The following is a 25885-nucleotide window of genomic DNA, read 5'->3' as shown; positions in this document are numbered from 1 at the left end:
ACCTCACCTACCGGTCGGCAGGGAACTGTCGACGTGCCTGTAACTAGATGCCGTCTATGGCGGCAACCGTGAAGGCGGCGGGGGTGCCCTCGCCCATGGGGCCGCCACGGTCGAATTGGGAGATCACGACGAGTGCGCGATCGCCCACATGGGCGATGGTGGTCGGAATGGCAAGTGCCGCATCGGTAATGCGTTGCTGCTGTTCGACGGTCGCGCCGTCGTCGGTCACCTTCCAGCGGCTGACGGTGTTGTCCTTGTTCTGCACCACCCACATCGTATCGCCGCGCAATTCGAGGCCGTCGCCATTGATCATGTTGCCGCCCCGCTCGGTCACGTTGATCACGGCTCGCTGTGCGTCGAGCGAGATACGGTAGAGGTCGCCGGTGGGCATATCGACCACGAGCAGGTAGCGACCCGCGGTGTCGGCGACGATGCCATTGAGGAGTGGAGCCGACTGTGCGGCAGCATCTTTCGTGGAATTGACCGTGGCGAAGACATCCAGCCCAGCGCGCCCACCGTGTGCGATGGCATCGCTCAACTGCTGCGGTGTCACACGGTAGACCACCGGTCGCACGCTGTCGGTCAAATAGACGTCACCGTCCGGGGTCATGGCCAGATCGTTGAGAAACGGCTTGTCCGCCTGCGGTGCGTCGAAGCGTGCGATCAAAGCGCGAGTCCCGGTGTCGTACACCGCGACTCCGGTCGTGTGGTCGATGACCCAGAGTCGTCCCGCGTTGTCGACGCGCAGCCCATTGGCGGTCTGCCGGCCATCGGTGCCGGAAGCCAGGAAGACCTCCGCCTTCGTCCCGCCCTTCGCGGCCCGATAAATCGCACCATTGGTGAACGACCCGACATAGACGTCCCCACTACGCGAATCCACCGCTATCCCTTCGGGATACGCCTTCGCATCGGGCAGTTCGAACGCGATGCCGATGTGCGGCGTCGCCACAGGAGCGGCCGCTTCCTGGCTGTTGCTGCAGGCTGTGAGCGCCAGCAGGGCAGCCGCCGCGGCGGCGAGATGGAGTCGAGTGACGCGAGGCATAGGTGAGCCTTCCGATGCAGAACGGTAGATGTGACACATTAGTATGTACACGAACGTAGATTAGAGCTCTAATGCTCGTCAAGATTCGAACAACCGATAGACTCGACTACCATGCATCCCGTGACGTCGATGCCCGCCGATGAGCGCCTGGGTTCCTACATCAAGCGCGCCGAGCAAGCCCTCATGGGTGCGAAGAACCCCGCCCTCAAACCCTCCGGCGTCACCGTCCCCCAGTACGCCGCCCTGTTCGTATTACGAGACAGCCCCGGCATTTCCGCAGCCGCCCTGGCCCGCCAATGCGGCGTCACCCCGCCCACCATGAACACGGTCCTGGCGAATCTCAAGGACCGCGGCCTCATCGAGCGCACCCCCCACGAGTGGCACAAGAACGTCCTGGAAACCCGCCTGACCGACGCAGGCGAGAAAACCCTCCGAGACGCCGACAAGCGCGCGGTCCGAGTGGAACGCGCACTCGCCGACGAATTCACCGCCGCAGAACGAAAAACCCTGATGGACCTTCTGGAGCGAGCCACCGCCAGCCTCGAAACCACCCGCCCGGAATAGCCGAAACTCCATCCGCCCCGGCCGGAGTCGACCCCGCCTGTCATCCCGGCATGCTTTCGGCCGGGATCCACATCCGCTGTGTGGGCGCTAGGGCAGCAGTTCCCGCACCAGTTCGACCGCCTCGTGTAGTTTCTCGGCGGTTCTGGTGGCGACTGAAGTGGATGCCGTCGGGGCTGGATAGACGGCCGTCGGGCCGTGGTCGCGGAACTGCTCCGTCGCGGCATCGACCGCGGCGAACTCGACCCGACCCGCGACGTGGATTACGCCACCGACCTGATCTTCGGGCCGTTCTGGTACCGGCTCCTCGCCGACCACGCACCGCTCGACCCGGCCGCCGCGCCCGCTCATGTGGCGCGACTACTCGCGGGTTTTCAGGTGGACGGATGATGTTGCGGGGGTGTGGATCCCGGCCAAAAACATGCCGGGATGACGAGGGGGCGTGCTGGGGTTATGGCTGGGCTGCGGGGTTACTTCTTTTCGGGTTTGAAGACGAAGAGTTCGCCGATTCGGGTGGCTACTACGATTTCGCCGTTCGGGCCGATGGTGGTGCCGACGGTGGAGCCTTGGGCGCCGGGGAGTTCGTGGGAGTCGACCGTCGCGCCGGAATGGGTGTCGAAGGTGACCAGGGTGAGGTTGTCGCCGATGGGGGCGACGGTGTAGCCGGTGCCGCCCGCGGTCTGAACGGGACGGCCGCGCAAGGCGAGATCCTTACGCTCCCAAGCGATTTCGGGGGAATCGCCCTTGTCGTGGATGGCCAGCAGGTGGCCGTCGTCACCGGCCGGAATGATCAGGCCATCGGCCACGGAGACCGCGCCGCGAGCCGGGAAGCCGAGGTCGTGAACCCATTTGGTTTTGCCGTCGGTGGTGTTCACGGCCATCAGATGATTGTCGTTGTCACCGACATAGAGGGTGGAGCCGTCGGGGGAGAGGGTGGGGCTGGTGCCGCTGCCGTCGGCGAGGACCTGTGCGCTCCAGTCCTTGCGAATCTCCTTGCCGTCGTAGGTGAGCGCCACCAGGTCGGCGCTGCCCTGACCCGGCCGCCACACCGTGACATAGAAGCGGCCCGACTTCTCGTCCACCGCCGACACATTCGCGACCGGGCACTGCGGTCCGCCGGTGGAGCAGTCGTCGAGACCGGTGAAGTCCGGCGGGCGCGGCAGATCCGGGAACTTCAGGAAGTCCGGTTCGCCGAGCAGCTGGAAGGTGGAGACCTTGCGGTCGCCGGTCTGACGGCTGAGCACATCGACCTGACCGAGCTGGGTCACCGACAGCACATTGCCGTCCCCGGTGAACTGCACCGAGATCGGTACGCCCGCCGCCGCTGTGCGCCAGCGCGGCTGCCCGAGCGCATTGAACGAATTGACCCCGCCGTCGTCACCGGCATAGATATTGGTGGTGCCGTCGATGGCCATCCCACCCGCAATCGCGCTGATACCCATGGGATTACAGAATCGCTTGCGTCCGGTCGGCATCAGGTACGAGAAGATCTGGCAGGACGCGGTGCGCGTGGTGACCACGATCTGCCCCTCCGGCCCGACCAGTGCGGGCTCGGCGAGCGGCCCGCCCACCGGCCGCGACCAGTTCAGCGTCAGCGCCCGGGATCCGGTGACCGGACTGGTCGAGCTATTGCGGGCATCGTGGAAGGCGAGCGGCCAGCCCTGCCCCGCACCCACCTTGATGTCGTCGACAGTCGTACTGCCGCATGCACTCAGCGTCAGCGCTCCGGCGGCGGCCACCGCGAGGGCCCGCGTCCCGGTCCGTAGCCAGGCCGGCGCGAAACGATCCGATGTGCGCGGTCCCCGCTCGTCACGTCCGGTCTGCCGCCTGCCGCTTCGCACCTGCTGGTGTCCCTTCTGCCAGTACGGAGTCACTGAAATACCGTTGCGGCTGAGGCAGCGCGATGCTCGGGCTGATCCAGCCGCAGCACAGCCTACTTCGCCGCCCGACGCCGATCCCGGTACCCCGTGCGGAGCGCCCTTCCGCCCATAACCCCGGATCGCCCGGGAGCACACCGGTGTGTTGTCCAACGCCTGCGTGTCGTGCCGCGAGTCGTCATATACCTGTCCACGAGTCGGCGGCCTCAGGGCGGGGCGAGGTCCGGGTACCGCCTATTGCGGTGGGGTGCCGAGGATTCGGTGGGCATATACCGCGAGCCGCACGCGATTGTCGCGGCCGGTCTTCTCCATCAGGTTCGCGATATGTGTTTTCACGGTGGTGACGCCGAGATGCAGGCGGTCGGCGATCTCCTGATTGCCGAAGCCCTCGCCGACCATTGTGAGGACCTCGTATTCGCGCGGCGTCAGATCCGGTTGCGGCGGATCGGATTCGGCGGGGTCGCGGGTGCTGACCGCGCGATCGACCAAGCGGCGCAGCAGAGGTGGGGAGAAGAGCAGGTCACCCTCGGCGGTGCGGCGGATGGCCGCGAGCAGGTCGGCGGGTTCGGTGTCCTTGACCAGATAGCCGGTGGCTCCGGCGGCGAGCGCGGGGAAGAGGTGATCGTCGTCATCGAAAGTGGTGAGTACCAGGATCTTCGCGCGCGAACCAGCGCGGACGATCGATTCGGTGGCGGCGACGCCGTCGAGTCCCGGCATACGCAGATCCATGAGAATCAGGTCGGGGGAGAGCTCGGCGGTCAGGCGAATCGCCTCGACCCCATCGGCCGCTTCACCGATTACTCGCAGATCATCCGTGGACTCGATGAGCATGCGCAGCCCCGCCCGCACCAACCGCTGATCATCCACGAGCAGCACCGAGATCACGCGTCCTCCCCAGTCGTATCCGGCAGCCAGGCCGCCACCACCCATTCCACACCGCTCACGCCGGCACCGACCCGCCCACCCGCGAGCTCGACGCGCTCACGCATACCGATAATGCCGTGTGCGCCAGTCGAATTCGCGGCCGGACCGAATGCCGCGGCGGGCGGTGCCGTCCGCAGCCCGTTCCGCACTCGCACCACGGTGCCGGTGCTCCCACCTGCCGCGGCGATGGTGAGGTACACCGGCACAGCCGGGTCGCCGTGCTTCATGACATTGGTGAGCGACTCCTGCACCAGGCGGAGCAGCGTGAGGCGGCCGATCGCATCCAATCCGTCTCCGCTCGTGCGGATTTCGCTGTGCACCTGGAATCCGGCGGCGCGTACCCGGTCGGCGGCGGCTTCGATTTCGGTGCGCACCGCCGCCGAGTCCACCAGTGCGACTTCACCCAACCCGGGATCGCGCAGGGCGGTGAGGAGTCGGCGAATATCGGTCAAGGCATCCGATGCGGTGCCGTGCACATCGTCGAGCACCGCGTGCACGCGCGGATCGGCATCGGCCACCACATGCCGCGCGACGCCGATGCGCAGCACGATCGAGGCCATGTGATGCGCCACCAGATCGTGCAGTTCGCGGGCGAGCGCACCGCGTTCCAGCAGCCGGGTGCGCTGTTCCGCCTCCGCCCTGCGGTTTTCGGCGTCGGCGGCGCGCAGTCGCAGGCTCACCGCGAGCTCACGCTGCCCGCGGAGATACAGCCCGAGCACCACCGCCAGCCCGACATACGCGCACACCTCGAGCAGCGGCGTCACCCGCGATGCCACCGGAGCGTGCGACCCATTGCGGCCGATCAGCACCGCCACCGCCCAACCCGCCGTCGCGATCACCACCGGGGAATTGCGGTGCGAGCGCCGGATCACATCGACGAGGGCGACCGCGCCGAGAAACGGAACGAGCCCGGACAGACCCCACGCGGGAATCCGGAACATCGGAATCGCCAGCGCCGAAATGCCGAGCGAAGCGGCCAGCGGCCACCGCGTACCCAGTACGAACAGCGTGCTCGCCGCCATGGCAAGCAGCCAGTAAACCCCCGGCACCCGGTACTGCCCCGGAAAGGTGCTCGCCGCCAGCAGGAATGGCACCAGCACCACCGGCAGGCAGCGCGCGAGCACCGCCCATCGCCGCCGATCCCGCGTCTCGATCACGCTCCCACCGTAGGCGACCCGCACCTGCGCCGCGGTGCGTAGGGCTTTGACGTCGGCGCTGTTTAGCACGTTTTCGCGGTGCTCACAAGGTCCGCCAGGAGGAGTGTGGGCGGCCGATCACGGACCGTTCGCAGGATCGAAAGCAATCCGGTGGCAATCGAAGCTGAAGGGGTGTCGATCGAAGGAGCAGTCGTGGTCTCGAGGCGGGGCTTTCTCACCGGATTCGCAGCCGCATCGGTGGTGGTGACCGCCGGATGCGCATCCAGCCGCTCCGCTGCGCCGATCTCGGGAGCGAGGGGGACCAGGCCGTTGCCGATTCCGCCGCCGGCCGCGTCGACGGTCGGCGCGGACGGAGTGCGCCACTTCCACCTGGAGGCCCAGGCGGGCAGTACCGAGATCCTCGCCGGAAAGTCCACGCCCACCTGGGGATACAACGGTTCGATCCTCGGCCCGACACTGCGCGCAAAACGTGGTGAACAGGTGGCCTGCAGCATTCACAACGCCCTGCCCGAACCCACCACCGTGCATTGGCACGGCATGCACGTCCCCGCTGCCTGCGACGGCGGCCCGCATCAAACCATCCAGCCGGACGGCGTCTGGCAGCCCGCCTGGACGGTCGAGCAGCCCGCCGCCACCCTCTGGTATCACCCGCATCCGCACGGCAGCACCGAAAAGCATGTCTACCGTGGGCTTTCCGGCTTCTTCCTGATCGACGACGACGAGTCCGGCCGCCTGGATCTGCCGAAAGAGTATGGGGTGGACGATATTCCGCTGGTCATCCAGGATCGCCGCTTCACCGCCGACGGCGCACTCGACGAATCCGATCTCGGCGATATCGGCCTGCTCGGCAATGTCATCATCACCAATGGCATTGCGGGAGCGCACCTCGACGTCCGAACCCGGCGCGTCCGCCTGCGCATTCTGAATGGTTCCTCGGGTCGCCTCTACAACCTGGCCTTCTCCGATAATCGCGAATTCCGGCTGATCGCCACCGACGGCGGCCTGCTCGCTGCCCCGGTTCCGTTGCGGCACATGCAGATCAGTCCGGGTGAGCGCGTCGAACTGGTCGTGGAGTTCAGCGGTGGTGACCCCGTCACCCTGCGTAGCCTGCCGATCGAACAGCGCGCCGGCATCGAGAATCCCGCGGATTTCGGCTTCGATGATTCCTTCGACATCCTGCGACTACAACCCGCGCGGAACCTGAAATCCACTGCGCCCCTTCCGGCTTCGCTCACCACCAGCGCCGCCCTGGTCCCGCCCGGCACCCGCGCGACCCGTACTTTCGACCTGCGCTGGCACATGATCAACAACCGGCGCATGGATATGAACCGCATAGACATGACCATCCCCGTCGATACCACCGAGGTCTGGTCCGTACGCAATAGCGACAACTGGCCGCACAACTTCCACGTCCACGACGTCCAATTCCAGATCGTCGATATCGACGGCCACGCCCCGCCGCCCGAACTCGCCGGTTGGAAAGACACCGTCTACACCACCCCCGGCCCCACCTACACCCTCGCCATGCGCTTCTCCGGCCACAGCGACCCCACCTACCCGTACATGTTCCACTGCCACCTGCTCCGGCATGAAGACCAGGGCATGATGGGCCAATTCCTCGTCCTCGCCCCCGGTCAGCAGCCCACCCCGATGAAAATGGAGATGCCCGGCATGGCAGGCTACGCCGGTCACGGCTGAGATAGGGCGCGCCTACCCGTCCCCGCGTCGGTGCTCGCGAGACGCAAGTCATAAGGTGTTAGGCAAGATTGCCCGATCAGGGCGGCAGTACCGGCCCAGCGGAAAACAGGGAGCAGTTCGTGACGAGCATGTGGGGCGCGCCGTTGAGTGCGCGTTGGCGCGGGTCGCGTCGCCAGGATCCGGAGCAGGCGCGTTTTCTGACGGTGGCCTCGGCCAAGTGGGTGCTCGCCAATCGCGCGTACACGCCCTGGTATCTGGTGCGCTACTACCGCCTGTGGAAGTTCAAGATGGCCAACCCGCACATTGTGTTGCGCGGCATGGTTTTCCTGGGCCGCAATGTCGAGGTGCACTGCACCCCGGATCTGGCGCGCCTGGAGATCGGCCGCTGGGTCCATATCGGTGACGGCAATGCCATTCGCTGCCATGAGGGTTCGCTGCGCATCGGCGACAAGGTGGTGTTCGGCAAGGACAATGTCGTCAACACCTACCTCGATATCGAGATCGGCGAATCCACCCTGGTCGCGGATTGGTGCTACATCTGCGATTTCGACCATGTCACCGACGACATCAATATGCCCATCAAGGATCAGGGCATTGTGAAGTCCCCGGTGCGCATCGGCCCCGACACCTGGATCGCGGCGAAGGTGACCGTCCTGCGCGGCACCCGCGTCGGCCGTGGTTGCGTGCTCGGCGCGCACGCCGTGGTCAAGGGCGACGTCCCCGATTACGGCATCGCCGTCGGCGCTCCGGCCCGGGTGGTCAAGAACCGCAAGGACGCCTGGGATGCCGCCGCCGAGGCCCGCGCCGCGTATATGGCCGCCCTCGCCGATATCGAACGCAAGAAGAGCGGCGTCACCACCTAATGACCAGCTATGCCGCCTTCCTGCGCGGGATCATGCCCGCGAACCCGAATATGAAGAACGAGAAGCTCCGCGGAGTCTTCGAGAACCTCGGCTTCACGAAGGTGGCATCGCTGCTCAGCAGCGGCAATATCGTTTTCGACAGCCCCGAAACCGATATCCCCACCCTGGAATCGCGCATCCAGCAGGCGCTACAGGCCGAACTGGGCATCGGCGGCGGCACCATAATCCGCACCGGCGAGCAACTCCAGGCACTGGTCGACACCGACCCCTTCACCGACCTGACCCATTGCCGCGAAACATATTTGACGGTCACCTTCGTCAAGGACACCGCCGCCGGCCCGCCCGGCCCCCTCGATGAAACCACCGGCAAAGCGGTCCGCATCCTGGCCTACGACAAGCCCTGCGCCGCCGTCCTCTCGGTAATCGACAACACCGACCCCAGCACCACCAACTTCATGTCCTGGATCGAAAAGTCCTACGGCAAGGACGTCACCACCCGCACCTTCCTCACCGTCCAGAAGACCCTGAAGAAGCTGGGCTGATCAGCCACTGAAGCTGAAGTCGATGCAGGTCGGCGCGCATCACACCAGAATTTGATAGATCACCGTCTATTGGATCGGGGCTCAGCATGCGAGTGAATGCGAACGGTCAAGTGACAATCCCTGCCGACCTGAGAGCCAAGTACGGGCTACACGAGGGCGTAGAGGTCGATGTCATCGACGATGGTGGCTCGCTGCGGATCTCACCCCGTGACGGAGCGGATAGTCGAGGTAAGCAACTCGTCCAGCACCTGCGGCGCAGCCGCTTCACGAATCCGGCCGTGCGTGATATGACCACTGACCAGATATGCGCGGCGATATCGCACCTACTTCCCGACGCTGACGTTGGTTGCGCCGGAGTGATACGGGACCTGACGCCCGCCGATAGGCTGTTCCGGTGAATATCGGTCTCCGCACGGCACTCACCGGTCTGGTCGCGCTCGCGCTGGCCGGTCCGTTCGCCACCACGGCGCACGCGACTCCTTCGGACGGTGTCACGGGGGTGATCCTGTCTCGCACCACGATTGGCGATACCGACTACATTCTGCGCGAAATCACCATCGCCCCAGGGGGTTCCACGGGGTGGCACTACCATGACGGCACGCTGTATGCCGTGATCCGGCGGGGTGTGCTGTTCCACTACGACTCGAGTTGTGAGCAGGACGGGGCCGGTGGGGCGCAGGCGTTTGTCGAGCGGGCCGGGATCGGGAATGTGCATATCGAACGGAATTTGGGGAACGAACCGCAGATTCTGGATGTGCTTTACGTATTGCCCACGGGGAGTCCGCTTTCTGAGGATGCGCCTAATCCGGGGTGTCCGTTCGAATGACCGGTCAGAGGGCGGCGTAGACGGCCTCTATCAGTCGGTAGGCGCGGCGGTCTCGGGCCAGCCAATCGCGGCGCAGGTTGGGGATGAAGGCGATGGCGAGGTCGTTGTCGATATCGCCGAGTCCGATCGATCCGCCCGCGCCGGGATGGCCGAAGGCGGTGGCGCGGGCGGCTTTCGGGACCATCATGTTCTGTGAGGGCAGCATGAAGCCGAGGCCGAACGCGCTCTCCAGTTGCAGTGCGGTGTCGACGCCACGCACTTGTTCGCGGACCGCATGGCGTAGCAGCTCGGGGCGAAGTAGCTTGCCCCGCACCAGGTCTCGGTAGAATCCGGCCAGGGCGCGGGCGGTGGTGATGAGTCCGACGGCGGGCCAGCCACCCGCCTGCACCTGCGGATCGTTGAACGAGCCGGCGGGATTGCCGACACCGCGCATGATCATCGACTGCGGATCGCGGAAGGATTCGATCAGGCGGGTCACCGTGGCGGCGTCGAAGGAGACGGCGTCGAGCGGTTCGGGATCGGACCAAACCTGTTGTGTGGCAGGCGGATACTCGCTGCGCGCCGCCTGCTCGCGAATCGCGGCGGGAGCGCCGATGTGCAGGTCCGCGCCCAGATGCCGGCGGGTGTACTCGCCGACGGTCGAATCGGTATGGCGGCGTACAAGTTCGCCGGCCAGCCAGCCGAATGTCATTGCGTGATAACCGTGCCGGGTGCCCGGCTCCCACTCCGGCGTCTGCTCGGCGAGCACCGCCGCCATGGCCTCGGCATCGGCGGCGTCGGCCGCGCTTACGGTCCGGTGGAAGGCCGGCAGTCCGGCCCGGTGGCTGAGCAGATGGGCGGTGGTGGTGGCTTCCTTTCCGGCACAGGCGAATTCGGGCCACCACTCGCCGACGGGTGCGTCCAGGTCCACCCCGTATTCGTCGGCGACCCGCAGGGCCGCCGTCGCGGTCACCGCCTTCGTGCAGGAGAAGGCGATGCACGGCGTCTCGCGTTCCCATTCGCGCCCGGTGCCGGAATCCGCGAGCCCGCCCCAGAGATCGACCACCAGTCGATCCCCGGCGTACACCGCGACGCCCGCGCCCAGGTTCTGACCGTCCGCGAAGCTCGCCTCGAAGACATCTCGCACGGCCCGGAATGCCGGATCGGCATGGCCTTGGACTCGTCCACCCATGCCGTGAATTAGAACACGTTACAGTTCTGTGCGAAAGGTCTCGTCCGCGAGGAAACGCCGACGATTCAGTACGGCTGGTTCGGATCCCGTTCCGGCAGTGGGCGTTCCACGATGACCGGCCGGCCCAGCGGATTACGCACCCCACGCTTGGCGGACTGGTAGACCAGCGCGGTCTCCTGCGCCACCACATCCCAGGCGAAATCGGCGGTGAGGCGTTCGCGCGCGGCCCAGGCGCGATCCTGTGCGGCGGCCGGATCGTCGAGGACGGTGCACACCGCCTCGGCAATGCCGTTCACGTCGGCGGGTTCGAAGGAGGCTCCGGTGACGCCGTCGGTCACCAGATCGCCGAGACCACCGGCGGTGGAGGTGACCAGGGGAGTACCGGCCGCGGCGGCCTCGAGGGCCACGATGCCGAAGGGCTCGTAGCGACTGGGCAGCACGATCGCGTCGGCACTGTGCAGCCAGCCGAGCAGATCCGTATGGTCAAGGCGGCCAACGAAATTCACCGCGCGCGCAACCCGATGCGCACGAGCCCGCTCGCGCAGCCAATCGATCTGGGTGCCGATACCGGCGACCGTCAGCGTCGCACCCGGATGCGCCTTACGAATACGCGGCAGCGCGGCAATGGCGTCCTGCACGCCCTTCTCGTACTCGAGCCGTCCGACATACAGCAGCCGCGGCGGCCCGGACAGCGGTGCGCGCTCCCGGAAGGTCCACGAGCTCACATCGATGCCGTTGCGAATCACCGTGACCGGTGTCCGCTCCGGGTTGTAGAGCCGTTCGACCTCGTCCTTCATCGACTCCGAACAGGTGATGAGCGCATCGGAGTCGTGCGCCAGCCACCATTCGACCGAATGCACCTGCTTGTTGACCCGCCCGGACACCCACCCGCTGTGCCGCCCGGCCTCGGTGGCGTGAATGGTCGACACCAGCGGCACGTCGTAATGCTCGGCGAGCGTGATGGCCGGATGCGCGACCAGCCAGTCGTGCGCGTGCACCACATCGGGCGTCCAGCCCTCGCCGATACCCGGTTTGTTCAGTGCGATTCCCGCGCGCACCATGGCATGACCCATGGCCAGAGTCCAGGCGAGCATGTCCTCGCCGAAGTCGAAGACCGGCGGGTCCTCGGCGACCGCGACCACCAGCACCCGGTCCTCGATGAAGGAGATCGTGGGGTGCGTGGTGGCGTCACTGCCCATCGGCCGGCGCGCCAGCACGACGACCTCGTGCCCGGCGGCGGCCAGCTCGGTGGCCAGGTGATGGACGTGGCGGCCCAGCCCACCGACAACGACGGGTGGGTACTCCCACGACACCATCAATATCTTCATTGGGGTCCTTCTGAAGCGGGGCCGAGCCTGCGCGCATCGAGCGCTGGGAAGAATCCGTCGGCCGCGTACCATCCTGCCGCCAACTGCTCCGCTTTGGCGAGTTGTCCGGCAGCGACCGCCGCGGCGATTTCGCGCACGGCGTGTGCGTGTTCATGGGCTCGGTCACGCGCGTACCCGGCGGCCGAATCCTTGGAGACCATGAACGCCCAGTCGCTGGAGACGGTCAGAATCGCCTCGCGCAGCAGCTGATCGGCGACCCGGTCCCGCAGCCCGTGGAAGGTGGATTCGCCATCGCCGGAAGGGCTTTCGGTGCGCATCTTGTCGAGGGTGTCGAGTGCGAGCCGCACGATCTCGGCATTGAGGTCGACCAGATCCTGGACCTGATCCCCGGCCCACACCCGCCAGTCCTTGCCCGAACCCCAGGAGGAGTCGCTGAGCTGCACCGATTCCCCGACATAGCCATTGGCGCGGGCATCGGCGAGCGTGCCGACATTGATGCCCGCCTCGGGCAGTGCGCGCAGCACCTGCTCCAGCCACTGCGGGCCCTCATGCCACCAGTGCCCGAAGAGTTCGGTGTCGAATGCGGCCACGACCAGGGCCGGTCGGCCGATGCGCGCGGATTCGGAGATCAGCCGTTCGCGCACGGTCGCGACGAAATCGGCGACATCGTGTTCGACGGCCACCGCGGCGAGCGCGGGATCGTAGGGGGCCTTGTCCGGACCCGCGACGGTCTTGCCCGTCACGCGGGAGGGTTTGAGACCGGTGGCGTGATCGTAGTGATGGAAATCACGGTACGCGGCATGCCCCGGATACCCGGATTTGGGGGACCACACGCGGTAGCTGACATGCAGATCGCGTCCGAAGGCGACCACATCGGAGTCCCACACCGGCCGGCCCAGGGTGGTGTCGCCGCGCAGGGCCGGGCCATCGACCATGAAGTGCTTCACACCCGCGGCGTCGTAACCGCGTTCCATGCCGGGCGTGAATCCGCATTCGGGAGCCCAGATTCCGGTGGGGGTATGCCCCCAGCGCCCGCGCGCATCGGCCAGACCCTCGCGCAGCTGATAGGCGCGCAGCCGCTCGTCGAGCAGCGGCTGGAACGGATGGGCCAGGGGTCCGCCCAGCAGCTCGATGGCCTCGGCATCGATGAGCTCACGCCATACCGGCGAAGCCCCGTGCCGCCAGCGGGTTTCGAAATCTTCGAGGGATTCGTTCGCGAGCCGATGCTCATGACCGCCGAGCGCGGTATTCCCGGCCATGGACGCCTCGTCGGCGCGCAGCCGCCAATTGCCCAGCCAGTGATGCATTCCGGACAAACTGTGCGGGTCGTCCAGCTGCGCCGCGAGCACCGGCGTGATACCGAGGCTCAGCAGATGCGAACGCCCTTCCGCCGCAAGCTTTCTCAGTACCTTGGCGACGGGAAGGTAAGAGGCTGCCCAGGATTGGTACAGCCATTCCTCGCCGACCGGCCAGCGCCCGTGATGTGCCAGCCACGGCAGATGCGAGTGCAGGACCAGGGTGAACTGGCCCGGCACCTGAGTTGTGCTGCCACTCACGGCTTCACCGCGATGGCGACCAGATCGAGGCTGGCATCGATATCGGCCGCCGAATCGGCGAGCAGTTCGAAGTCGTCGGTGCGCACCGCGGCCACATCGGCGGCCAGATCGGCGGGCCACGGCTCGCCCGCGATGGCGCGTGCGATCTGCGCGTCGATGATCGATCCGCCCCACTTCTCATCGAGGGCAACGAGTTCCGCGCCGTGGAAAACGCCCGCCATCAGCTCGACCTGGAAACCGGCCTCGACACAGAGTTCGGTCAGCTCGGCGGCATTGAGTTCACGGGTGTGGAACGGGTTGAGCGGGGTATCGCGGCCCGGCGAGAAGGTGATCCGGTTGGGTGTGCTGATCAGCAGCTTCCCGCCCGGCTTCAGTACCCGCAGGCATTCGCGAATGAACTGCGACTGATCCCAAAGGTGTTCGATGACTTGGAAATTCACCACGACGTCAACGGATGCGTCTTCGAGGGGCAGGTCGGCGAGATTGCCCTGCACCATTTCCACCGCCGGGTACTTGGCCCGCACGTGCGCGACCGCGCTGTCGTCGTAGTCGAGTCCGGTCACCTTCGCGGCAACCCCCGCGATCATGTTGGCGCCGTAGCCTTCTCCGGATCCGGCTTCGAGCACGGTCTTGCCCGCGCAGTGCTCCAGCAACCGGACGTACGCGATCTCGTGCCGACGGAACCAGTAGTTCTCCTCGGCGATGCCGGGCACCGTCCGCTCACCGGTCAAAGGCAGGGGATCGGTGTGGTTTTCGGTGGGTATCACGGCCTCGCTCATTGGATCGACGTTAGCGGTTGCCCATATCACAGCGGCGACCGGATCGGCCGATGGAGAACATCACAGCCTAAGTTACCCACGGGTAACTTAACGTAGGGTAATCTCCAGCGCGAGCTACTTGTGGACGTACGGCCAGTCGATCGTGCGACCGCCACACCCGTGCCATCAGAACAGGAGGTCGACGAAGACCCATGCCCAACATCGTCGTACTGATCAAGCAGGTTCCTGACACCTGGTCCGAGCGCAAGCTGACCGATGGTGACTACACCCTCGACCGCGAGGCCGCCGACGCCATCCTCGACGAGATCAACGAGCGCGCTGTCGAAGAAGCGCTGCTGATCAAGGAGGCCCAGGGCGGCGAGGTCACCGTGTTGGCAATGGGCCCGGCCCGTGCCACCGAGGCCATCCGCAAGGCGCTGTCCATGGGCGCCGACAAGGCCATTCACATCAACGATGACGCGATCCACGGCTCCGACGCCGTGCAGACCGCCTACGTGCTGGCCGCGGCTCTCGGCCAGATCGAGGGCATCGAGCTCGTCATCGCCGGCAACGAGGCCACCGACGGCCGTTCGGGCGCCGTCCCGGCCATCATCGCCGAGTACCTGGGTCTGCCGCAGCTGACCCACCTGCGCAAGCTGGTTGTCGACGGCGAGCGCATCACCGGTGAGCGCGAGACCGACGAAGGCGTGTTCAAGCTCGAGGCCACTCTCCCGGCCATCGTCTCGGTTACCGAGAAGATCAACGAGCCGCGCTTCCCGTCCTTCAAGGGCATCATGGCCGCGAAGAAGAAGGAAGTTCAGACCTTCACGCTGGCCGATCTGGGTGTCGACCCGGAGACCGTCGGTGTTGCGAACTCCGGCACCCAGGTGACCGGTGTGACCCCGAAGCCGGCGCGCACGGCGGGCGAGAAGATCGTCGACGAGGGTGAGGGCGGCCAGCAGATCGCCACCTACCTGGTCGGTCAGAAGATCATCTAAAGCCCCCGAGCCCAACGAACTTCAGGAGAGAAAGACAATGGCAGAAGTACTTGTGCTCGTGGAGCACGCCGATGGTGCGCCCAAGAAGGTGACCACCGAACTCCTCACCGCCGCTCGCGGTCTGGGCACCCCGGCCGCCGTCGTGGTCGCCACCTCCGGCACCGCCGACAAGCTGGCCGACGCCCTCGCCGCCGCCGGTGCCGAGAAGATCTACGTCGCGGAATCCGATGAGGCCGAAGGCTTCCTGGTGACCCCGAAGGTCGACGTCCTCGCGGCCCTGTCCGAGACCGCCGCCCCGGCCGCGATCCTGGTCGCCGCCACCGCCGACGGCAAGGAGGTGTCGGGCCGCCTCGCCGCGCGCATCGGCTCCGGCCTGCTCGTCGACGTCATCGCGGTCGATGCCGATGGCGCCGTGCAGCATTCGATCTTCGGTGGCGCGTTCACCGTGGCCGCCAAGGCCACCGGCGACGTCCCGGTCATCTCGGTGCGCCCCGGCGCCATCGAGGCGGCCCCGCAGGCCGCGGCCGGTGAGAAGGTCGTCGTCGAGGTGCCCGCCCAGGAAGAGGGCGTCACCAAGGTCATCTCCCGTGAGCCCAATGTCGGTGGCGATCGTCCCGAGCTGACCGAGGCCGCCATCGTGGTCTCCGGTGGCCGTGGTGTCGGCTCGGCCGACAACTTCGGCAAGGTCGTCGAGCCCCTCGCGGACGCGTTGGGTGCCGCCGTCGGCGCTTCGCGTGCCGCCGTCGACTCGGGCTACTACCCGGGCCAGTTCCAGGTCGGTCAGACCGGTAAGACGGTCTCCCCGCAGCTGTACATCGCGCTCGGTATCTCCGGCGCGATCCAGCACCGTGCGGGCATGCAGACCTCGAAGACCATCGTCGCTGTCAACAAGGACGAGGAAGCCCCCATCTTCGAGATCAGCGACTACGGCATCGTCGGCGACCTGTTCAACGTCGCCCCGCAGCTGACCGAGGCGGTCAAGGCCCACAAGGGTTGAGAAAGTCTCGCGCTGAGCGCATAGAGTGACCCCCGGCCCGAAAAGGCCGGGGGTCACTTGTATTCGGGGGAGTCCCAGTCGAGGTGACCCCGGCTGGACAGAGATCGAGAATGTCTATATGCCAACACAACCCGAGCTGACCGACATCGCCGCCGCGCTGCACTGGGATCTGGCCGAGTGGCTGGGGTCCGATGCGCTGCCGAAGGTGTTCGACCGGATTTCCGGGCAGCTGGATGAGGCGTTCACGTCGGTGGTGACGACCGGGCATGCGGTGGATCGGGAGACATTGCTGGCCGGGGTGTGGTCGGCGCGGAATGCGCAGCCGGGGTTGGAGATCGAGGTCTCCGAGGTGCAGGAGATCGCGCGCAGTGGGAATCTCATTGTGTTGCGGTTCGTCGCCGAGAACGTCATGGGCGAGGTTCGCTCGCGCCGGACGGTGACCGCGGTGCTGGTCACCGATGGGCGGACCCATCTCTGGCGCACCGTCCATGAAACCTCGGTTCCGGATTAGGCGGAGATGCGCCGAACCGGGTGGCGCAGAATGGTTTTCATGGTGGCCTCGGCCGACTTACGTGGGTCCGATAGGTAGATCTCGTGGTGGCGGCCGTTCATGGTCAAGCCTTCGGCCTGCATGAAAGCGTCCATGCGGGACAGGGTTTCGGGTTCGGCCGAATACGGGCCGACGTGCATGATCTGAATCGATTCGCCCTCGGTGAGGGTTTCGAAGGTCGCCCCGGAAACCATGTCCGCGGTGACGTATTCGGGGAGGCGGATCAGCATCTTCCAATGCCACTCCTCGCGCGGGATCGTGAGCGGCGGCGCATCGGACTCCACCCACCACAGCCCCTCCAGCTTCGCGACCACGAAATCCTGATCGGCGGCCTTGGCCAGTTTCTTCGCACCGTAGGCCGCGCGATACAGGGTGGCCACGGCCTCGGTATAGGCCGGACCGAGTGGTGCGCCCGAGCCGGTGACGGTGGCGTACGAGTAGGTGCCGAACGTGCGCAGCACCGGATTCGCGGGTGCGGCGTAGTAGTTCTTATCGGTCTTGGTCAGATCCAGTTTCATACTTTGAGGATCAGGTCTCCCGTTGCTGGAGAGTCAAGGCGCGCCGTGACCCTTGTCCTTATTGAGCAGGTAGCCGACCGTGCTCGGAATGAACAGCGCCAATCCCCACGGCACGGCCACCCAGAACGGCCAGAAGTAGCCCATCCCGGTTGCGAGCCAGATCAAAATGACCAGGATATTCACGAAAACCCAAGGCGTCCACATGATCTTGACCCAGAGCGGGAAGACACTCGGCTCCGCGGCGATCTTCGGCCCGGAGCGCGAATTCCGCTGCACGGGAAGGTCGGACAGCACCGGCGTCAGCTCACCGTAGGTTCGGGCGGCGTAGACCTGCTGCACCCGCTCATCGAATTCGTGCAGATTGATCCGGCCGTCATCCATGGCCGCCCGCAGTTTGGTGACAATCTGCTCGCGGTCGGCATCGGAGGCCCGCATATTCTCCTGGCTCACGAACCTCAGCCTAGGACGCGTGGTGCCCTCATGCGCTCTCAATACTGCTGCGGTCGATCGACTTTCGCCATCGATGCCGGTTCCGGAAAGCGATGAAAGAGGTATCCGGTCGTACCTTCGGGGGGAAAGTGTGTCCCGGTATACGGGTCGAACACAAGATGATCGCGCGTATGCCGCGTACTTGGTCGAGCATTCCGCACTGCGGACACGGATTCATGATTCCCCCTACCTGCGAACCACTTTCGCCATGGCTCGACATGATCGAACCAGAGATAGTCGGCGGCGTCGCGCGAATTCAGGCGCAGTGCAGGGCGGCGAGCAGGGTGGTGAGGATGGGGGAGGGGCGGATATCGCTGCGTACCACCGCCGATACCGGGATGCGGAGGGGGTGGCCGGTGAGGCGGAGGGTCGCGATGCCTTCGGTGTGGCTGTCGGCGTAGAGGATGGTCCAGGCGTCCGGCCGATTGATGAGTTCCATGGTGGCGGTGTGGTCCGGGGGAATGGGTGGGCCGTAGGCCGGGCCGGTGGGTAGATCGGCGAAGGCGGAGCGAACCACATTGTGTAACAGCACCTGATCGTGTTCCCCGGGGAGTAATAGCGGATAGGCGCTGAGCATGGCGAGTGTCACATCCGTGCGGCCGGCGAGGGGATGGGCGGTCGAAGTGGCGAGGACGAGGTCTTCCACCCAGAGTTTTTCGACGGTCAATCCGGGCTGATCCACGCTGCCTCGAATGAGGGCGAGATCACAATCTCCGTCGGCCACGGCTTGAATGCGCTGGCGGAAGGGCTTGATGACGAATTCGATCTCCGCGCCCGGATGCGCCTCGCGTGCTCCGGCAATGGCGGACAGTGATCTTGTTGCGAAGCTCATATTGGCGGCGAGGCGAATTCGTGGTCCGGAAGCGCGTACAGCTGCGCGAATGGCGGATTCCAGGCTCAGCATTTGCTTCGCAAGAGGAAGTAGCCGAGTGGTCGCGTCGGTGGGTACAACCGATCGTGTGGACCGCTCGAAAAGAGGTACCCCGAGGTCTCTTTCCAGCCGCGCGATCTGGTGGCTGATGGCCGACTGCGAGATGAAGCAGCGGGTCGCCGCGCGGCTGAAACTGAGCTCCTCGCAGACGGCGACGAAGTAGGCCAGCTGACGCAGCTCCACGGGACTTCTCCAATTCATGATCAATCTAGATAAGAGTCATATTGATTATGCGCCCTGACCCCTGGAACATCCGCGCTTCGAATCACGGTTAGTCATGAGAGAAGGAGGCTGTCATGTCGTTCGCGGGTGCGGGTGTCGAGACCGTAGAGGTCGTCATTGTTGGTTCGGGCTTCGGTGGGCTTGCCGCCGCCAAACAGCTCAATAAGTCTGGAGTTCCGTACGTTCTGATTTCGAGTACCCCCGAACACCTTTTCCAGCCACTGCTCTACCAAGTTGCGACGGGTGTGCTGGCGTCGGATGAGATCGCCCCGCCCATCAAGAACATCCTCAAGCATCACAAGCACGGTGAGACCAGGATCGGCAAGGTGACCGCCATCGACGCCGCGAACGCGATCCTCACCTATGAGACCGCCGAAGGCACCCGCCGGATCCGCTACGGCTCACTGATCGCCGCCACCGGCGCGAACCAGTCCTACTTCGGCCGTGACGATTTCGCGGACAAGACCTATTCGCTCAAGACGATCGACGATGCCAAGGCGCTGCGCGCGCAGATCGATCGCGTCTTCACCGAGGCCAAGACCGCCGATCCGGAGACCCGCCGCCGCCTGCTCAGCTTTGTCGTCGTGGGCGCGGGCGCGACCGGTGTCGAGGTCGCGGGCCAGCTCAAGGAACTCGCGAAAAGGTATTACCACACCGATGATTCGGTGATTCTGGTCGAGGGCGCGGGCGTGGTGCTGCCCCCGTTCGGCGGCGGACTGTCGGAGTACGCGAAGGGCTCGCTCAGCAAGAGCGGCGTCGAGGTGCTGGTCGACACCTTCGTCACCGATATCGACGAGGGCAAGGTGACCGTCAAGAGCAAGGACGGTGTGGAGCGCGGTATCGCCGCCGAGACCGTGGTGTGGTCGGCCGGCGTACAGGCGGGCGGCTTCGCGCAGCTGCTGGCCGAGGCCACCGGCTGCGAAACCGACCGGGCCGGAAGACTTCTCATCAATCCGGACTGCACCGTCGGCGGCCACGCCGATATCTACGCCATCGGCGATATGACCTCACTCAAGGGCTACCCCGGCCAGTCGCCGGTCGCCATGCAGGAGGGCCGCCACGTCGCGGACATCATTCGCGGCAAGAAGCAGGCGGCCACCGAGTTCAACTACTGGGACAAGGGCAGCATGGCGGTCATCAGCCGCTTCAGCGCCGTCACCAAGATCAACGACAAGATCAAGTTCACCGGCACCATCGCCTGGATCACCTGGCTGGCCGTCCACCTGTTCTACCTGGTCGGCTTCCGCAACCGCTTCGCCGCGATCTTCTCCTGGCTCGTCGCCTTCATCGGCACCGGCCGCCCCGGCTTCAGCGAGGTCGAAAAGACCCCGGTGGCAAAGGTTCTGGACCCGCCCCGCGCGGCCTGACCCGCCACCGAAATGAGCCGCCCGGCAGTCCCCACCGGGCGGCTCTTTCGCGCCGCTGCTGTTCGTCCGGTGCGATGGTAAGCCGGTGCGATTGGTGAATCCGGAGGAGCAAGCCGCCAGTCGCAGGTGGTATCGGGCGCGCTAACCTGCGCATATGGCTGTTCCTACAACGCGTTTGCTGGTGCTCTCGGTGGTGCGACTGCTGCAACCGGTGCATGGGTATGACGTGCGGCGTGAGTTGTTGTCCTGGCATGCGGACGATTGGGCGAATGTGAAGCCCGGGTCGGTGTATGGGGCGCTCAATACGCTGGCGCGGGATGGGCTGATCTCGGTGGATGAGGTGGGGCAGGACGGGGGGAGGCCGGAGCGGACCGCGTATCGGCTTACTCCGGAGGGGGAGAAGCAGTTCGGTGAGATGCTGCGGGAATCGCTGTTCTCGGCGGATCAGGTCAAGCATCCGTATTTCGCCACGGTGGCGTTGTTCCCGCATGCCCCGAAGGCCGAGGTGGTGGCGGCGCTGCAGAGCCGGATTCTGAAATTCGAAGCGGCACTGTTCTTTCTGGAGCGTGAGGAGCAGCGAATTCTGGCGGGCAGCGGGAAGCCGGAGGAGTCGGCGCCGTATCACGTGGCCGATGCCATGCGGCTCTCCGCCGATCACACGCGGGCGGATCTGGAGTGGTCGCGCCGGACGTTGCGTCGCATCGAAGAGGGTGAGCTGGATGTGTGGACGGAGGGTATGAGCGGCTCCAGGGTGCCACCAATCGTCAGTTAGTCAAGTTTTAATAGTCAACCTTGACTACAAAACGAATCGTTTCTACGGTTGGTCTGTGGAAACGACATCACCGGTGCGCCCACCCACCTCGGAACCGGTCATCCGGGTTCGCGGTCTGGCCCGCACCTTCAAAACCAAAACCGGTGCCGTACAAGCGGTTTCCGGTATCGACTTCGATGTGCGCGACGGCGAGATCATCGGGCTGCTCGGGCCCAATGGTGCGGGTAAGACCACCACGCTGCGCATGATCGCCACCCTGCTCACGCCCACGGCGGGGGAGGCCACCGTCGCCGGGGCGGATCTGCGCACCCAATCGCGGACGGTCCGCTCCCGTATCGGCTATGTCCCGCAGGGCGGTTCGACCTCCGACTATGAATTGGTCGACGATGAATTGATCCTGCAGGCAAGGCTTTTCGGACTCTCCAAGGCCGAGGCTGTCGCCAATACCGCCGAACTGGCCAAGGCATTGGAGTTCGACGGGCTCGGACGGCGCAAATGCTCGCAGCTGTCCGGCGGGCAGCGGCGGCGGGTGGATATCGCACTCGGCATGGTGCACCGGCCATTCCTGATCTACCTGGATGAGCCGACCACCGGCCTGGACCCGCAATCGCGCGCGAATCTCTGGGAGCACATTCGGCGACTCCGCGATGAGGGCACCACCGTGGTGCTGACCACCCACTATCTCGAGGAGGCCGATGCGCTGTGCGATCGCATCCTGGTGATGGATCACGGCGGCATTGTCGCCGAGGGCACCCCGGATGAACTCAAGCGCCGCATCTCCGGTGATGTGATCAGCCTCGAAATCGACGGCGACAGTGCGTATCTCGCGATGGAGATCGCCGACCGGGTACTCACCGTGCGGCACCGCCTGCGCACCGACGGCCACGAGAACGGCCATGCCGGAAAGGCCCTCGTACATCTGACCGTGGACAAAGGTGATGAGGCGGTGGTTCCGCTGTTGCACGCGCTCGGCGATCAAGGCATTACCCCTGGTGCGCTCACCGTCAAACGCCCCAGCCTCGATGACGTTTTTCTCACTCTCACCGGCCGTTCGCTCCGGGAAGGAAACCACTCATGACATTCCTGCGCGATACCGGTCTGGTGTTCTGGTCTCAGCTCCGGTCGAATCTGCGAAATCCGGTGTGGGTCATTATCGGGCTCACCCAGCCGATCCTGTATCTCGTGCTGTTCGGTCCGCTGGTGAAGGGTGTCTCGGGCTCCTTCGGCGCGGGCGCGGACCCGTGGAAGCTGCTCACGCCCGCGCTGGTGATTCAGATCGGCCTGTTCGGGGCCATGTTCGCGGGTTTCGGCATTGTCTCGGAATTGCGTTCGGGTGTGGTCGAGCGGCAGCGGGTCACCCCGGCCCCGCGGGGCGCGCTGCTGGTGGGGCGGGTGCTCAAGGACATGGTGGTGCTCATCGTGCAGGCGCTGGTGCTGGTGGGTGTGGCCATGGCGGCCTTCGGATTACGTCCGGATCCGCTGGGCCTGGTGTTGTCGGTGCTGCTGATCTCGGTCATGGCGGCCGGTCTGGCGTCGGCCTCATATGCGCTGGGGTTGTGGGCCAAACAGGAATCGACCCTGGCCTCACTGCTCAATTCCGTGTCGGTCCCGATCATGTTGCTCTCGGGGATTCTGCTGCCCATGAGTGTCGGCCCGACCTGGTTGCAGAATGTCGCGAAGGCCAATCCGTTCTCGCATACCGTCGATGCCGCGCGGGCGCTGTTCCGCGGTGACTTCGGCTCCTCCGACGTGTATGTCGGCACCGCCGTGACGGTGGTGCTGGCGTTGGTCCTCATGGTGATCGGGGCCCTTAGCTTCGCTCGCGAGAATGCCTGACAACCAGGTATTTCACCCCAGGTGAAAGACCTTGACCTGAACTCAGGTTGAGGTCTCACGATGGGGATATGACGGAGAACAGAAGAGCCTTGATCACCGGGGCCTCGGCGGGATTCGGGCGGGCGGTCGCGCTCGCACTTGCCGATAGAGGCTGGCGGCTGATCATTACCGCGCGCGGTGCGGAGGAATTGGCGAAGGTGGGCGCGGTCACCGGTGCGGTGGTCGTGCCCGGCGATATCGCCGATCCGGTGCACCGCGACCGGCTGGCGGAGGCCATCGGATCCGGGCCGCTGGATCTGGTGCTCAATAATGCGAGTGCGCTCGGCCCGAGTCCGCTGCCGCCGCTGGATCGGTATCCGATCGAGGAGCTCGTCTCGGTATTCGATACCAATGTCATTGCGCCCCTGGCGGTTCTGCAATTGACGCTGCCGCTGCTGCGGGCTGCCGACGGGGTGGTGGTGAATATCAGCTCCGATGCCGCGGTCGGCGCGTATCCCGGCTGGGGTGGATACGGGGCGTCCAAGGCGGCCCTGGATCAGCTCACCGCCGTGCTCGGCGCGGAGCATCCGGAGCTGCGGATTTACAGTTTCGATCCCGGCGATATGCGCACGGCCATGCATCAGGCGGCGTTCCCGGGTGAGGATATCTCCGATCGACCGGAGCCGGAAACCGTTGTCCCCGCGCTGTTCCAGCTGCTCGATACGCGTCCGCCGAGTGGCCGGTATGTGGCCTCGGAATTGCCGGTGGCGTTATGACGGTGGAGTTGGCGGCCGTGGAGTTCACTCTCCCGGACGCGTTGAACGCGACCAGTCCGCCCGAAGCGCGCGGGCTGGCGCGGGACGAGGTGCGACTGCTGGTCAGCCAGGCGCGCGTGCTGACGCATGCGCGCTTCCGGGAGCTGCCGGATTTCCTGCGGCCCGGAGACCTTGTGGTGGTGAACAATTCGGCCATGGTCACTGCCGCCGTGGCGGCCTGGTACGGCGATGATGCCGCGGTACTGCACTTTTCGACGCGGCTGGACGACGGCGGCTGGGTGGTCGAACTGCGTGACCAGCATGGCACGCCCTGGGTCGGCGCGAGTCCGGAAGCCGGTGCCGCAGTACTGATTCCGGGAGGTCACCGCGCGATACTGCGCGGACCGTGGCTTCCGGAGGGTCGGCGTCTGTGGATTGCCGATATCGATACCGATGTGCCCGAACTGCTCGCCCGGTACGGCCGGCCCATCACCTACTCCTATGTCACCGAACGCTGGTCGCCCGAGTACTACCGCACCGTCTTCGGCCGTGAACCCGGTAGTGCCGAAATGCCGAGCGCGGGAAGGCCTTTCACCGAGGCGTTGATCACCGAGCTGGTGGCGCGCGGGATCGGCCTGGCCACCATCACCTTGCACACGGGCGTCTCCTCGCCCGAGAACGGGGAGCCGCCCAGTCCGGAACGCTTCGCGGTGCCCGAGTTGACTGCCGAGCTGGCGAATCTCACGCACGCCCTGGGTGGACGCGTGGTGGCCGTGGGTACTACGGTCACCCGAGCTCTCGAATCCGCTGTCGGCGCCGATGGCCTGGTGCACGCGGCGGCGGGCTGGACGGACCTGGTACTCGGTTGCGCGCATCCGGCGCGGGTGGTCGACGGGCTCATTACCGGCTGGCACGCACCCGGGGCTTCGCATCTACATCTGCTGGAAGCGGTCGCCGGACCGGAGGCGGTGCGGCGCGCCTACCGTGTCGCGCTGGACTCCGGTTACCTCTGGCATGAATTCGGCGATACCGCGCTGCTGTTCGCCGACCGAGCCGAGCGCTGACGGACCCGCCGTACCCGGCGCTGACAGCCTCCGTGCGAAGGCGTAAAGTCGCGCTCTCCAGCTGTTGCGAGGCCCGCGCCGCGAGGGCTCGGGCGGGGGTTGTACCCAGCCGGGATACGAGCGTTTGTCCTGGTAGGGAACTTTCGGAGGCGGTCGGATGAACGCCGGGTGTGGTCTGTGTCGCGTTCACCGGACTGGCATCGAGAGGCCATCCGAAGGTTGCTCCGATGCAGTCTGGGACTGGCTTGATCAACCGTATGGCCACCAAGGCAGCGTCGACTTCCAGCCTGCTCCCACGCGAGTCATATGTAGCTCCGGAGCCGCCCCGCACCACGGGCCGCTCCCAGTACTCCCTGGTTGTCGCCTCCGATGCCGAGCATCGCGAAGCGGCCCAGCGGCTGCGGTACCAAGTGTTCGCCGCCGAACCGGGATTCACCATCCCCGACAATGGAACCGGTCTGGATGCCGACCGGTTCGACGAGCACTGCGACCACCTGCTGGTCCGCGATGAGCTCACCGAACAGTTCGTCGGCTGCTACCGCATGCTGCCGCCGGACAAGGTGACCGCCGCGGGCGGCTACTACACCGCGACCGAATTCGATTTGGCCGCACTGGATCCCACCGGTAACCGGATTGTCGAGATGGGTCGCGCCTGTGTGGTGCCGGACCACCGCAACGGTTCGGTGCTGACGCTCATGTGGGCGGGCATCCTGCACTACATCCAGCTCACCGGATACGAGTGGGTGATGGGGTGTGTGTCGGTGCCCATGCAACAGACTCCCGAGGACGCGCCCGGCGTGAATGTGCGCGGCGTGCGTGACCTGCTCATGAAAAAGCATGCGCTGCAAGCCGATCGGCATGTGCGCCCGTACAACCCGGTCGTGGTGGACGGTCGCGGACTGGACGAGCTGGTAGCCCCGGCCCGCCCGAAGCTGCCGCCGCTGCTGAGCGGATACCTGCGCCTGGGTGCGGAGATCTGTGGCGAACCCGCCCATGATCCGGAGTTCGCCGTAGCCGATTTCGTCGCCCTGCTGGGCCTGGAGACCATCAACACTCGCTACCTGGAGCGCCTACAGGGCGCGGTGGCCACTCTCGAGCGGTGAT

27 protein-coding genes and 1 pseudogene are annotated in these 25885 nt (G+C 65.7%); 17 read left to right on the top strand and 11 right to left on the bottom strand.

Annotated elements, in window-relative coordinates; all coding sequences use genetic code 11:
* Positions 1-43: 43 nt before the first annotated feature.
* Positions 44-1042 carry an SMP-30/gluconolactonase/LRE family protein gene (locus tag GFY24_RS16435; RefSeq protein ID WP_153805936.1) on the bottom strand — a complete coding sequence of 333 codons (999 nt, stop codon included), beginning with the start codon at positions 1040-1042 and terminating at the stop codon, positions 44-46.
* 111 nt (positions 1043-1153) lie between these two features.
* Between GFY24_RS16435 and GFY24_RS16430 the strand changes: the two genes are divergently transcribed.
* Both GFY24_RS16430 and GFY24_RS16425 read left to right on the top strand, forming a co-directional pair.
* Positions 1154-1606, top strand: coding sequence for a MarR family winged helix-turn-helix transcriptional regulator (locus GFY24_RS16430; RefSeq protein ID WP_375336053.1), 453 nt, complete (start codon positions 1154-1156; stop codon positions 1604-1606).
* A 174-nt stretch (positions 1607-1780) separates the two neighbouring features.
* A pseudogene (locus tag GFY24_RS16425) lies at positions 1781-1993 on the top strand (TetR-like C-terminal domain-containing protein); the annotation flags it as partial.
* A gap of 80 nt (positions 1994-2073) precedes the next feature.
* Here the strand turns inward: GFY24_RS16425 and GFY24_RS16420 are convergent.
* The 3 genes from GFY24_RS16420 to GFY24_RS16410 all read right to left on the bottom strand — a co-directional run bounded on the left by GFY24_RS16420 (position 2074) and on the right by GFY24_RS16410 (position 5630).
* Positions 2074-3477, bottom strand: coding sequence for a PQQ-binding-like beta-propeller repeat protein (locus GFY24_RS16420; RefSeq protein WP_309230933.1), 1404 nt, complete (start codon positions 3475-3477; stop codon positions 2074-2076).
* Positions 3478-3714: 237 nt separating this feature from the next.
* Positions 3715-4365 carry a response regulator transcription factor gene (locus tag GFY24_RS16415; protein WP_309230932.1) on the bottom strand — a complete coding sequence of 217 codons (651 nt, stop codon included), beginning with the start codon at positions 4363-4365 and terminating at the stop codon, positions 3715-3717.
* Positions 4362-5630, bottom strand: coding sequence for a histidine kinase (locus GFY24_RS16410; protein WP_309230931.1), 1269 nt, complete (start codon positions 5628-5630; stop codon positions 4362-4364). The genes GFY24_RS16415 and GFY24_RS16410 overlap by 4 nt, the downstream gene beginning before the upstream one ends.
* Positions 5631-5753: 123 nt before the next feature.
* On the opposite strand from GFY24_RS16410, the gene GFY24_RS16405 reads away from it, so the two are divergent.
* The 5 genes from GFY24_RS16405 to GFY24_RS16385 all read left to right on the top strand — a co-directional run bounded on the left by GFY24_RS16405 (position 5754) and on the right by GFY24_RS16385 (position 9490).
* A complete protein-coding gene (locus GFY24_RS16405) occupies positions 5754-7259 on the top strand; it encodes a multicopper oxidase domain-containing protein (protein WP_309230930.1) in 1506 nt (501 codons plus the stop codon).
* Positions 7260-7387: 128 nt separating this feature from the next.
* The gene (locus GFY24_RS16400; protein WP_153806200.1) at positions 7388-8122 is read left to right on the top strand and encodes an acyltransferase; all 735 of its coding nucleotides are present in this window, start codon (positions 7388-7390) and stop codon (positions 8120-8122) included.
* Positions 8122-8664: a DUF1697 domain-containing protein gene (locus GFY24_RS16395; RefSeq protein ID WP_153805933.1), complete on the top strand. Its 543-nt coding sequence runs from the start codon at positions 8122-8124 to the stop codon at positions 8662-8664. Before GFY24_RS16400 ends, GFY24_RS16395 begins: the two co-directional genes overlap by 1 nt.
* An 86-nt stretch (positions 8665-8750) precedes the next feature.
* Positions 8751-9062 (top strand): AbrB/MazE/SpoVT family DNA-binding domain-containing protein, encoded by a 312-nt coding sequence (locus GFY24_RS16390; RefSeq protein WP_153805932.1) that lies wholly within the window; start codon positions 8751-8753, stop codon positions 9060-9062.
* On the top strand, positions 9059-9490 hold the full coding sequence (locus GFY24_RS16385) for a cupin (RefSeq protein WP_309230929.1): 432 nt from the start codon (positions 9059-9061) through the stop codon (positions 9488-9490). The genes GFY24_RS16390 and GFY24_RS16385 overlap by 4 nt, the downstream gene beginning before the upstream one ends.
* Positions 9491-9494: 4 nt before the next feature.
* Here GFY24_RS16385 and GFY24_RS16380 read toward each other — a convergent pair whose 3' ends face one another.
* The 4 genes from GFY24_RS16380 to GFY24_RS16365 all read right to left on the bottom strand — a co-directional run bounded on the left by GFY24_RS16380 (position 9495) and on the right by GFY24_RS16365 (position 14324).
* Positions 9495-10661 (bottom strand): serine hydrolase domain-containing protein, encoded by a 1167-nt coding sequence (locus GFY24_RS16380; protein ID WP_153805931.1) that lies wholly within the window; start codon positions 10659-10661, stop codon positions 9495-9497.
* A gap of 65 nt (positions 10662-10726) precedes the next feature.
* Positions 10727-11989 carry a glycosyltransferase family 4 protein gene (locus GFY24_RS16375; protein ID WP_153805930.1) on the bottom strand — a complete coding sequence of 421 codons (1263 nt, stop codon included), beginning with the start codon at positions 11987-11989 and terminating at the stop codon, positions 10727-10729.
* A complete protein-coding gene (locus GFY24_RS16370) occupies positions 11986-13545 on the bottom strand; it encodes a glycoside hydrolase family 57 protein (protein WP_309230928.1) in 1560 nt (519 codons plus the stop codon). The genes GFY24_RS16375 and GFY24_RS16370 overlap by 4 nt, the downstream gene beginning before the upstream one ends.
* Complete coding sequence (locus GFY24_RS16365) at positions 13542-14324, bottom strand: bifunctional 2-polyprenyl-6-hydroxyphenol methylase/3-demethylubiquinol 3-O-methyltransferase UbiG (protein ID WP_153805929.1); 783 nt, start codon at positions 14322-14324, stop codon at positions 13542-13544. Before GFY24_RS16365 ends, GFY24_RS16370 begins: the two co-directional genes overlap by 4 nt.
* Positions 14325-14515: 191 nt before the next feature.
* Between GFY24_RS16365 and GFY24_RS16360 the strand changes: the two genes are divergently transcribed.
* The 3 genes from GFY24_RS16360 to GFY24_RS16350 all read left to right on the top strand — a co-directional run bounded on the left by GFY24_RS16360 (position 14516) and on the right by GFY24_RS16350 (position 16809).
* Positions 14516-15301: an electron transfer flavoprotein subunit beta/FixA family protein gene (locus GFY24_RS16360; RefSeq protein WP_153805928.1), complete on the top strand. Its 786-nt coding sequence runs from the start codon at positions 14516-14518 to the stop codon at positions 15299-15301.
* Positions 15302-15338: 37 nt separating this feature from the next.
* Positions 15339-16298: an electron transfer flavoprotein subunit alpha/FixB family protein gene (locus GFY24_RS16355; protein ID WP_153805927.1), complete on the top strand. Its 960-nt coding sequence runs from the start codon at positions 15339-15341 to the stop codon at positions 16296-16298.
* Positions 16299-16416: 118 nt separating this feature from the next.
* Positions 16417-16809, top strand: a complete 393-nt coding sequence (locus GFY24_RS16350; RefSeq protein WP_153805926.1) for a hypothetical protein — start codon at positions 16417-16419, stop codon at positions 16807-16809.
* Here the strand turns inward: GFY24_RS16350 and GFY24_RS16345 are convergent.
* The 3 genes from GFY24_RS16345 to GFY24_RS16335 form a co-directional block, all read right to left on the bottom strand.
* Positions 16806-17366: a GyrI-like domain-containing protein gene (locus tag GFY24_RS16345; protein WP_153805925.1), complete on the bottom strand. Its 561-nt coding sequence runs from the start codon at positions 17364-17366 to the stop codon at positions 16806-16808. The genes GFY24_RS16350 and GFY24_RS16345 overlap by 4 nt on opposite strands.
* A 33-nt stretch (positions 17367-17399) precedes the next feature.
* Complete coding sequence (locus tag GFY24_RS16340; RefSeq protein WP_309230927.1) at positions 17400-17816, bottom strand: DUF1707 domain-containing protein; 417 nt, start codon at positions 17814-17816, stop codon at positions 17400-17402.
* Positions 17817-18111: 295 nt separating this feature from the next.
* Complete coding sequence (locus GFY24_RS16335; protein WP_309230926.1) at positions 18112-18969, bottom strand: LysR family transcriptional regulator; 858 nt, start codon at positions 18967-18969, stop codon at positions 18112-18114.
* Positions 18970-19082: 113 nt separating this feature from the next.
* Between GFY24_RS16335 and GFY24_RS16330 the strand changes: the two genes are divergently transcribed.
* From GFY24_RS16330 to GFY24_RS16300, 7 genes are all read left to right on the top strand, one after another.
* Entirely contained in the window at positions 19083-20375 is a 1293-nt protein-coding gene (locus tag GFY24_RS16330; RefSeq protein ID WP_153805923.1) for an NAD(P)/FAD-dependent oxidoreductase, read from the top strand.
* Positions 20376-20529: 154 nt separating this feature from the next.
* Complete coding sequence (locus GFY24_RS16325) at positions 20530-21147, top strand: PadR family transcriptional regulator (protein ID WP_153805922.1); 618 nt, start codon at positions 20530-20532, stop codon at positions 21145-21147.
* 55 nt (positions 21148-21202) lie between these two features.
* Entirely contained in the window at positions 21203-22225 is a 1023-nt protein-coding gene (locus tag GFY24_RS16320; RefSeq protein WP_309230925.1) for an ATP-binding cassette domain-containing protein, read from the top strand.
* A complete protein-coding gene (locus GFY24_RS16315) occupies positions 22222-22983 on the top strand; it encodes an ABC transporter permease (RefSeq protein WP_153805921.1) in 762 nt (253 codons plus the stop codon). Before GFY24_RS16320 ends, GFY24_RS16315 begins: the two co-directional genes overlap by 4 nt.
* A gap of 68 nt (positions 22984-23051) precedes the next feature.
* Positions 23052-23738: an SDR family oxidoreductase gene (locus GFY24_RS16310; protein WP_153805920.1), complete on the top strand. Its 687-nt coding sequence runs from the start codon at positions 23052-23054 to the stop codon at positions 23736-23738.
* Complete coding sequence (locus GFY24_RS16305; RefSeq protein WP_153805919.1) at positions 23735-24781, top strand: S-adenosylmethionine:tRNA ribosyltransferase-isomerase; 1047 nt, start codon at positions 23735-23737, stop codon at positions 24779-24781. The genes GFY24_RS16310 and GFY24_RS16305 overlap by 4 nt, the downstream gene beginning before the upstream one ends.
* 227 nt (positions 24782-25008) lie before the next feature.
* Entirely contained in the window at positions 25009-25884 is an 876-nt protein-coding gene (locus GFY24_RS16300; RefSeq protein WP_228566384.1) for a GNAT family N-acetyltransferase, read from the top strand.
* The last annotated feature ends 1 nt before the right edge of the window (position 25885 follow it).

This window comes from Nocardia sp. SYP-A9097 (assembly GCF_009649815.1).
Classification (GTDB): domain Bacteria; phylum Actinomycetota; class Actinomycetes; order Mycobacteriales; family Mycobacteriaceae; genus Nocardia.
The sequence above is the reverse complement of the archived record's forward strand: the minus strand, read 5'-3'. Positions and strand labels throughout refer to the sequence as shown.

What these genes read in the sequence shown, in the direction of transcription:
- GFY24_RS16310 (WP_153805920.1), top strand. Translation starts at nt 23,052, where the DNA reads ATGACGGAGAACAGAAGAGCCTTGATCACCGGGGCCTCGGCGGGATTC.
- GFY24_RS16375 (WP_153805930.1), bottom strand. Translation starts at nt 11,989, where the DNA reads ATGAAGATATTGATGGTGTCGTGGGAGTACCCACCCGTCGTTGTCGGT.
- GFY24_RS16355 (WP_153805927.1), top strand. Translation starts at nt 15,339, where the DNA reads ATGGCAGAAGTACTTGTGCTCGTGGAGCACGCCGATGGTGCGCCCAAG.
- GFY24_RS16380 (WP_153805931.1), bottom strand. Translation starts at nt 10,661, where the DNA reads ATGGGTGGACGAGTCCAAGGCCATGCCGATCCGGCATTCCGGGCCGTG.
- GFY24_RS16345 (WP_153805925.1), bottom strand. Translation starts at nt 17,366, where the DNA reads ATGAAACTGGATCTGACCAAGACCGATAAGAACTACTACGCCGCACCC.
- GFY24_RS16400 (WP_153806200.1), top strand. Translation starts at nt 7,388, where the DNA reads ATGTGGGGCGCGCCGTTGAGTGCGCGTTGGCGCGGGTCGCGTCGCCAG.
- GFY24_RS16360 (WP_153805928.1), top strand. Translation starts at nt 14,516, where the DNA reads ATGCCCAACATCGTCGTACTGATCAAGCAGGTTCCTGACACCTGGTCC.
- GFY24_RS16330 (WP_153805923.1), top strand. Translation starts at nt 19,083, where the DNA reads ATGTCGTTCGCGGGTGCGGGTGTCGAGACCGTAGAGGTCGTCATTGTT.
- GFY24_RS16365 (WP_153805929.1), bottom strand. Translation starts at nt 14,324, where the DNA reads ATGAGCGAGGCCGTGATACCCACCGAAAACCACACCGATCCCCTGCCT.
- GFY24_RS16315 (WP_153805921.1), top strand. Translation starts at nt 22,222, where the DNA reads ATGACATTCCTGCGCGATACCGGTCTGGTGTTCTGGTCTCAGCTCCGG.
- GFY24_RS16390 (WP_153805932.1), top strand. Translation starts at nt 8,751, where the DNA reads ATGCGAGTGAATGCGAACGGTCAAGTGACAATCCCTGCCGACCTGAGA.
- GFY24_RS16350 (WP_153805926.1), top strand. Translation starts at nt 16,417, where the DNA reads ATGCCAACACAACCCGAGCTGACCGACATCGCCGCCGCGCTGCACTGG.
- GFY24_RS16325 (WP_153805922.1), top strand. Translation starts at nt 20,530, where the DNA reads ATGGCTGTTCCTACAACGCGTTTGCTGGTGCTCTCGGTGGTGCGACTG.
- GFY24_RS16395 (WP_153805933.1), top strand. Translation starts at nt 8,122, where the DNA reads ATGACCAGCTATGCCGCCTTCCTGCGCGGGATCATGCCCGCGAACCCG.
- GFY24_RS16435 (WP_153805936.1), bottom strand. Translation starts at nt 1,042, where the DNA reads ATGCCTCGCGTCACTCGACTCCATCTCGCCGCCGCGGCGGCTGCCCTG.
- GFY24_RS16430 (WP_375336053.1), top strand. Translation starts at nt 1,154, where the DNA reads ATGCATCCCGTGACGTCGATGCCCGCCGATGAGCGCCTGGGTTCCTAC.
- GFY24_RS16300 (WP_228566384.1), top strand. Translation starts at nt 25,009, where the DNA reads ATGCAGTCTGGGACTGGCTTGATCAACCGTATGGCCACCAAGGCAGCG.
- GFY24_RS16305 (WP_153805919.1), top strand. Translation starts at nt 23,735, where the DNA reads ATGACGGTGGAGTTGGCGGCCGTGGAGTTCACTCTCCCGGACGCGTTG.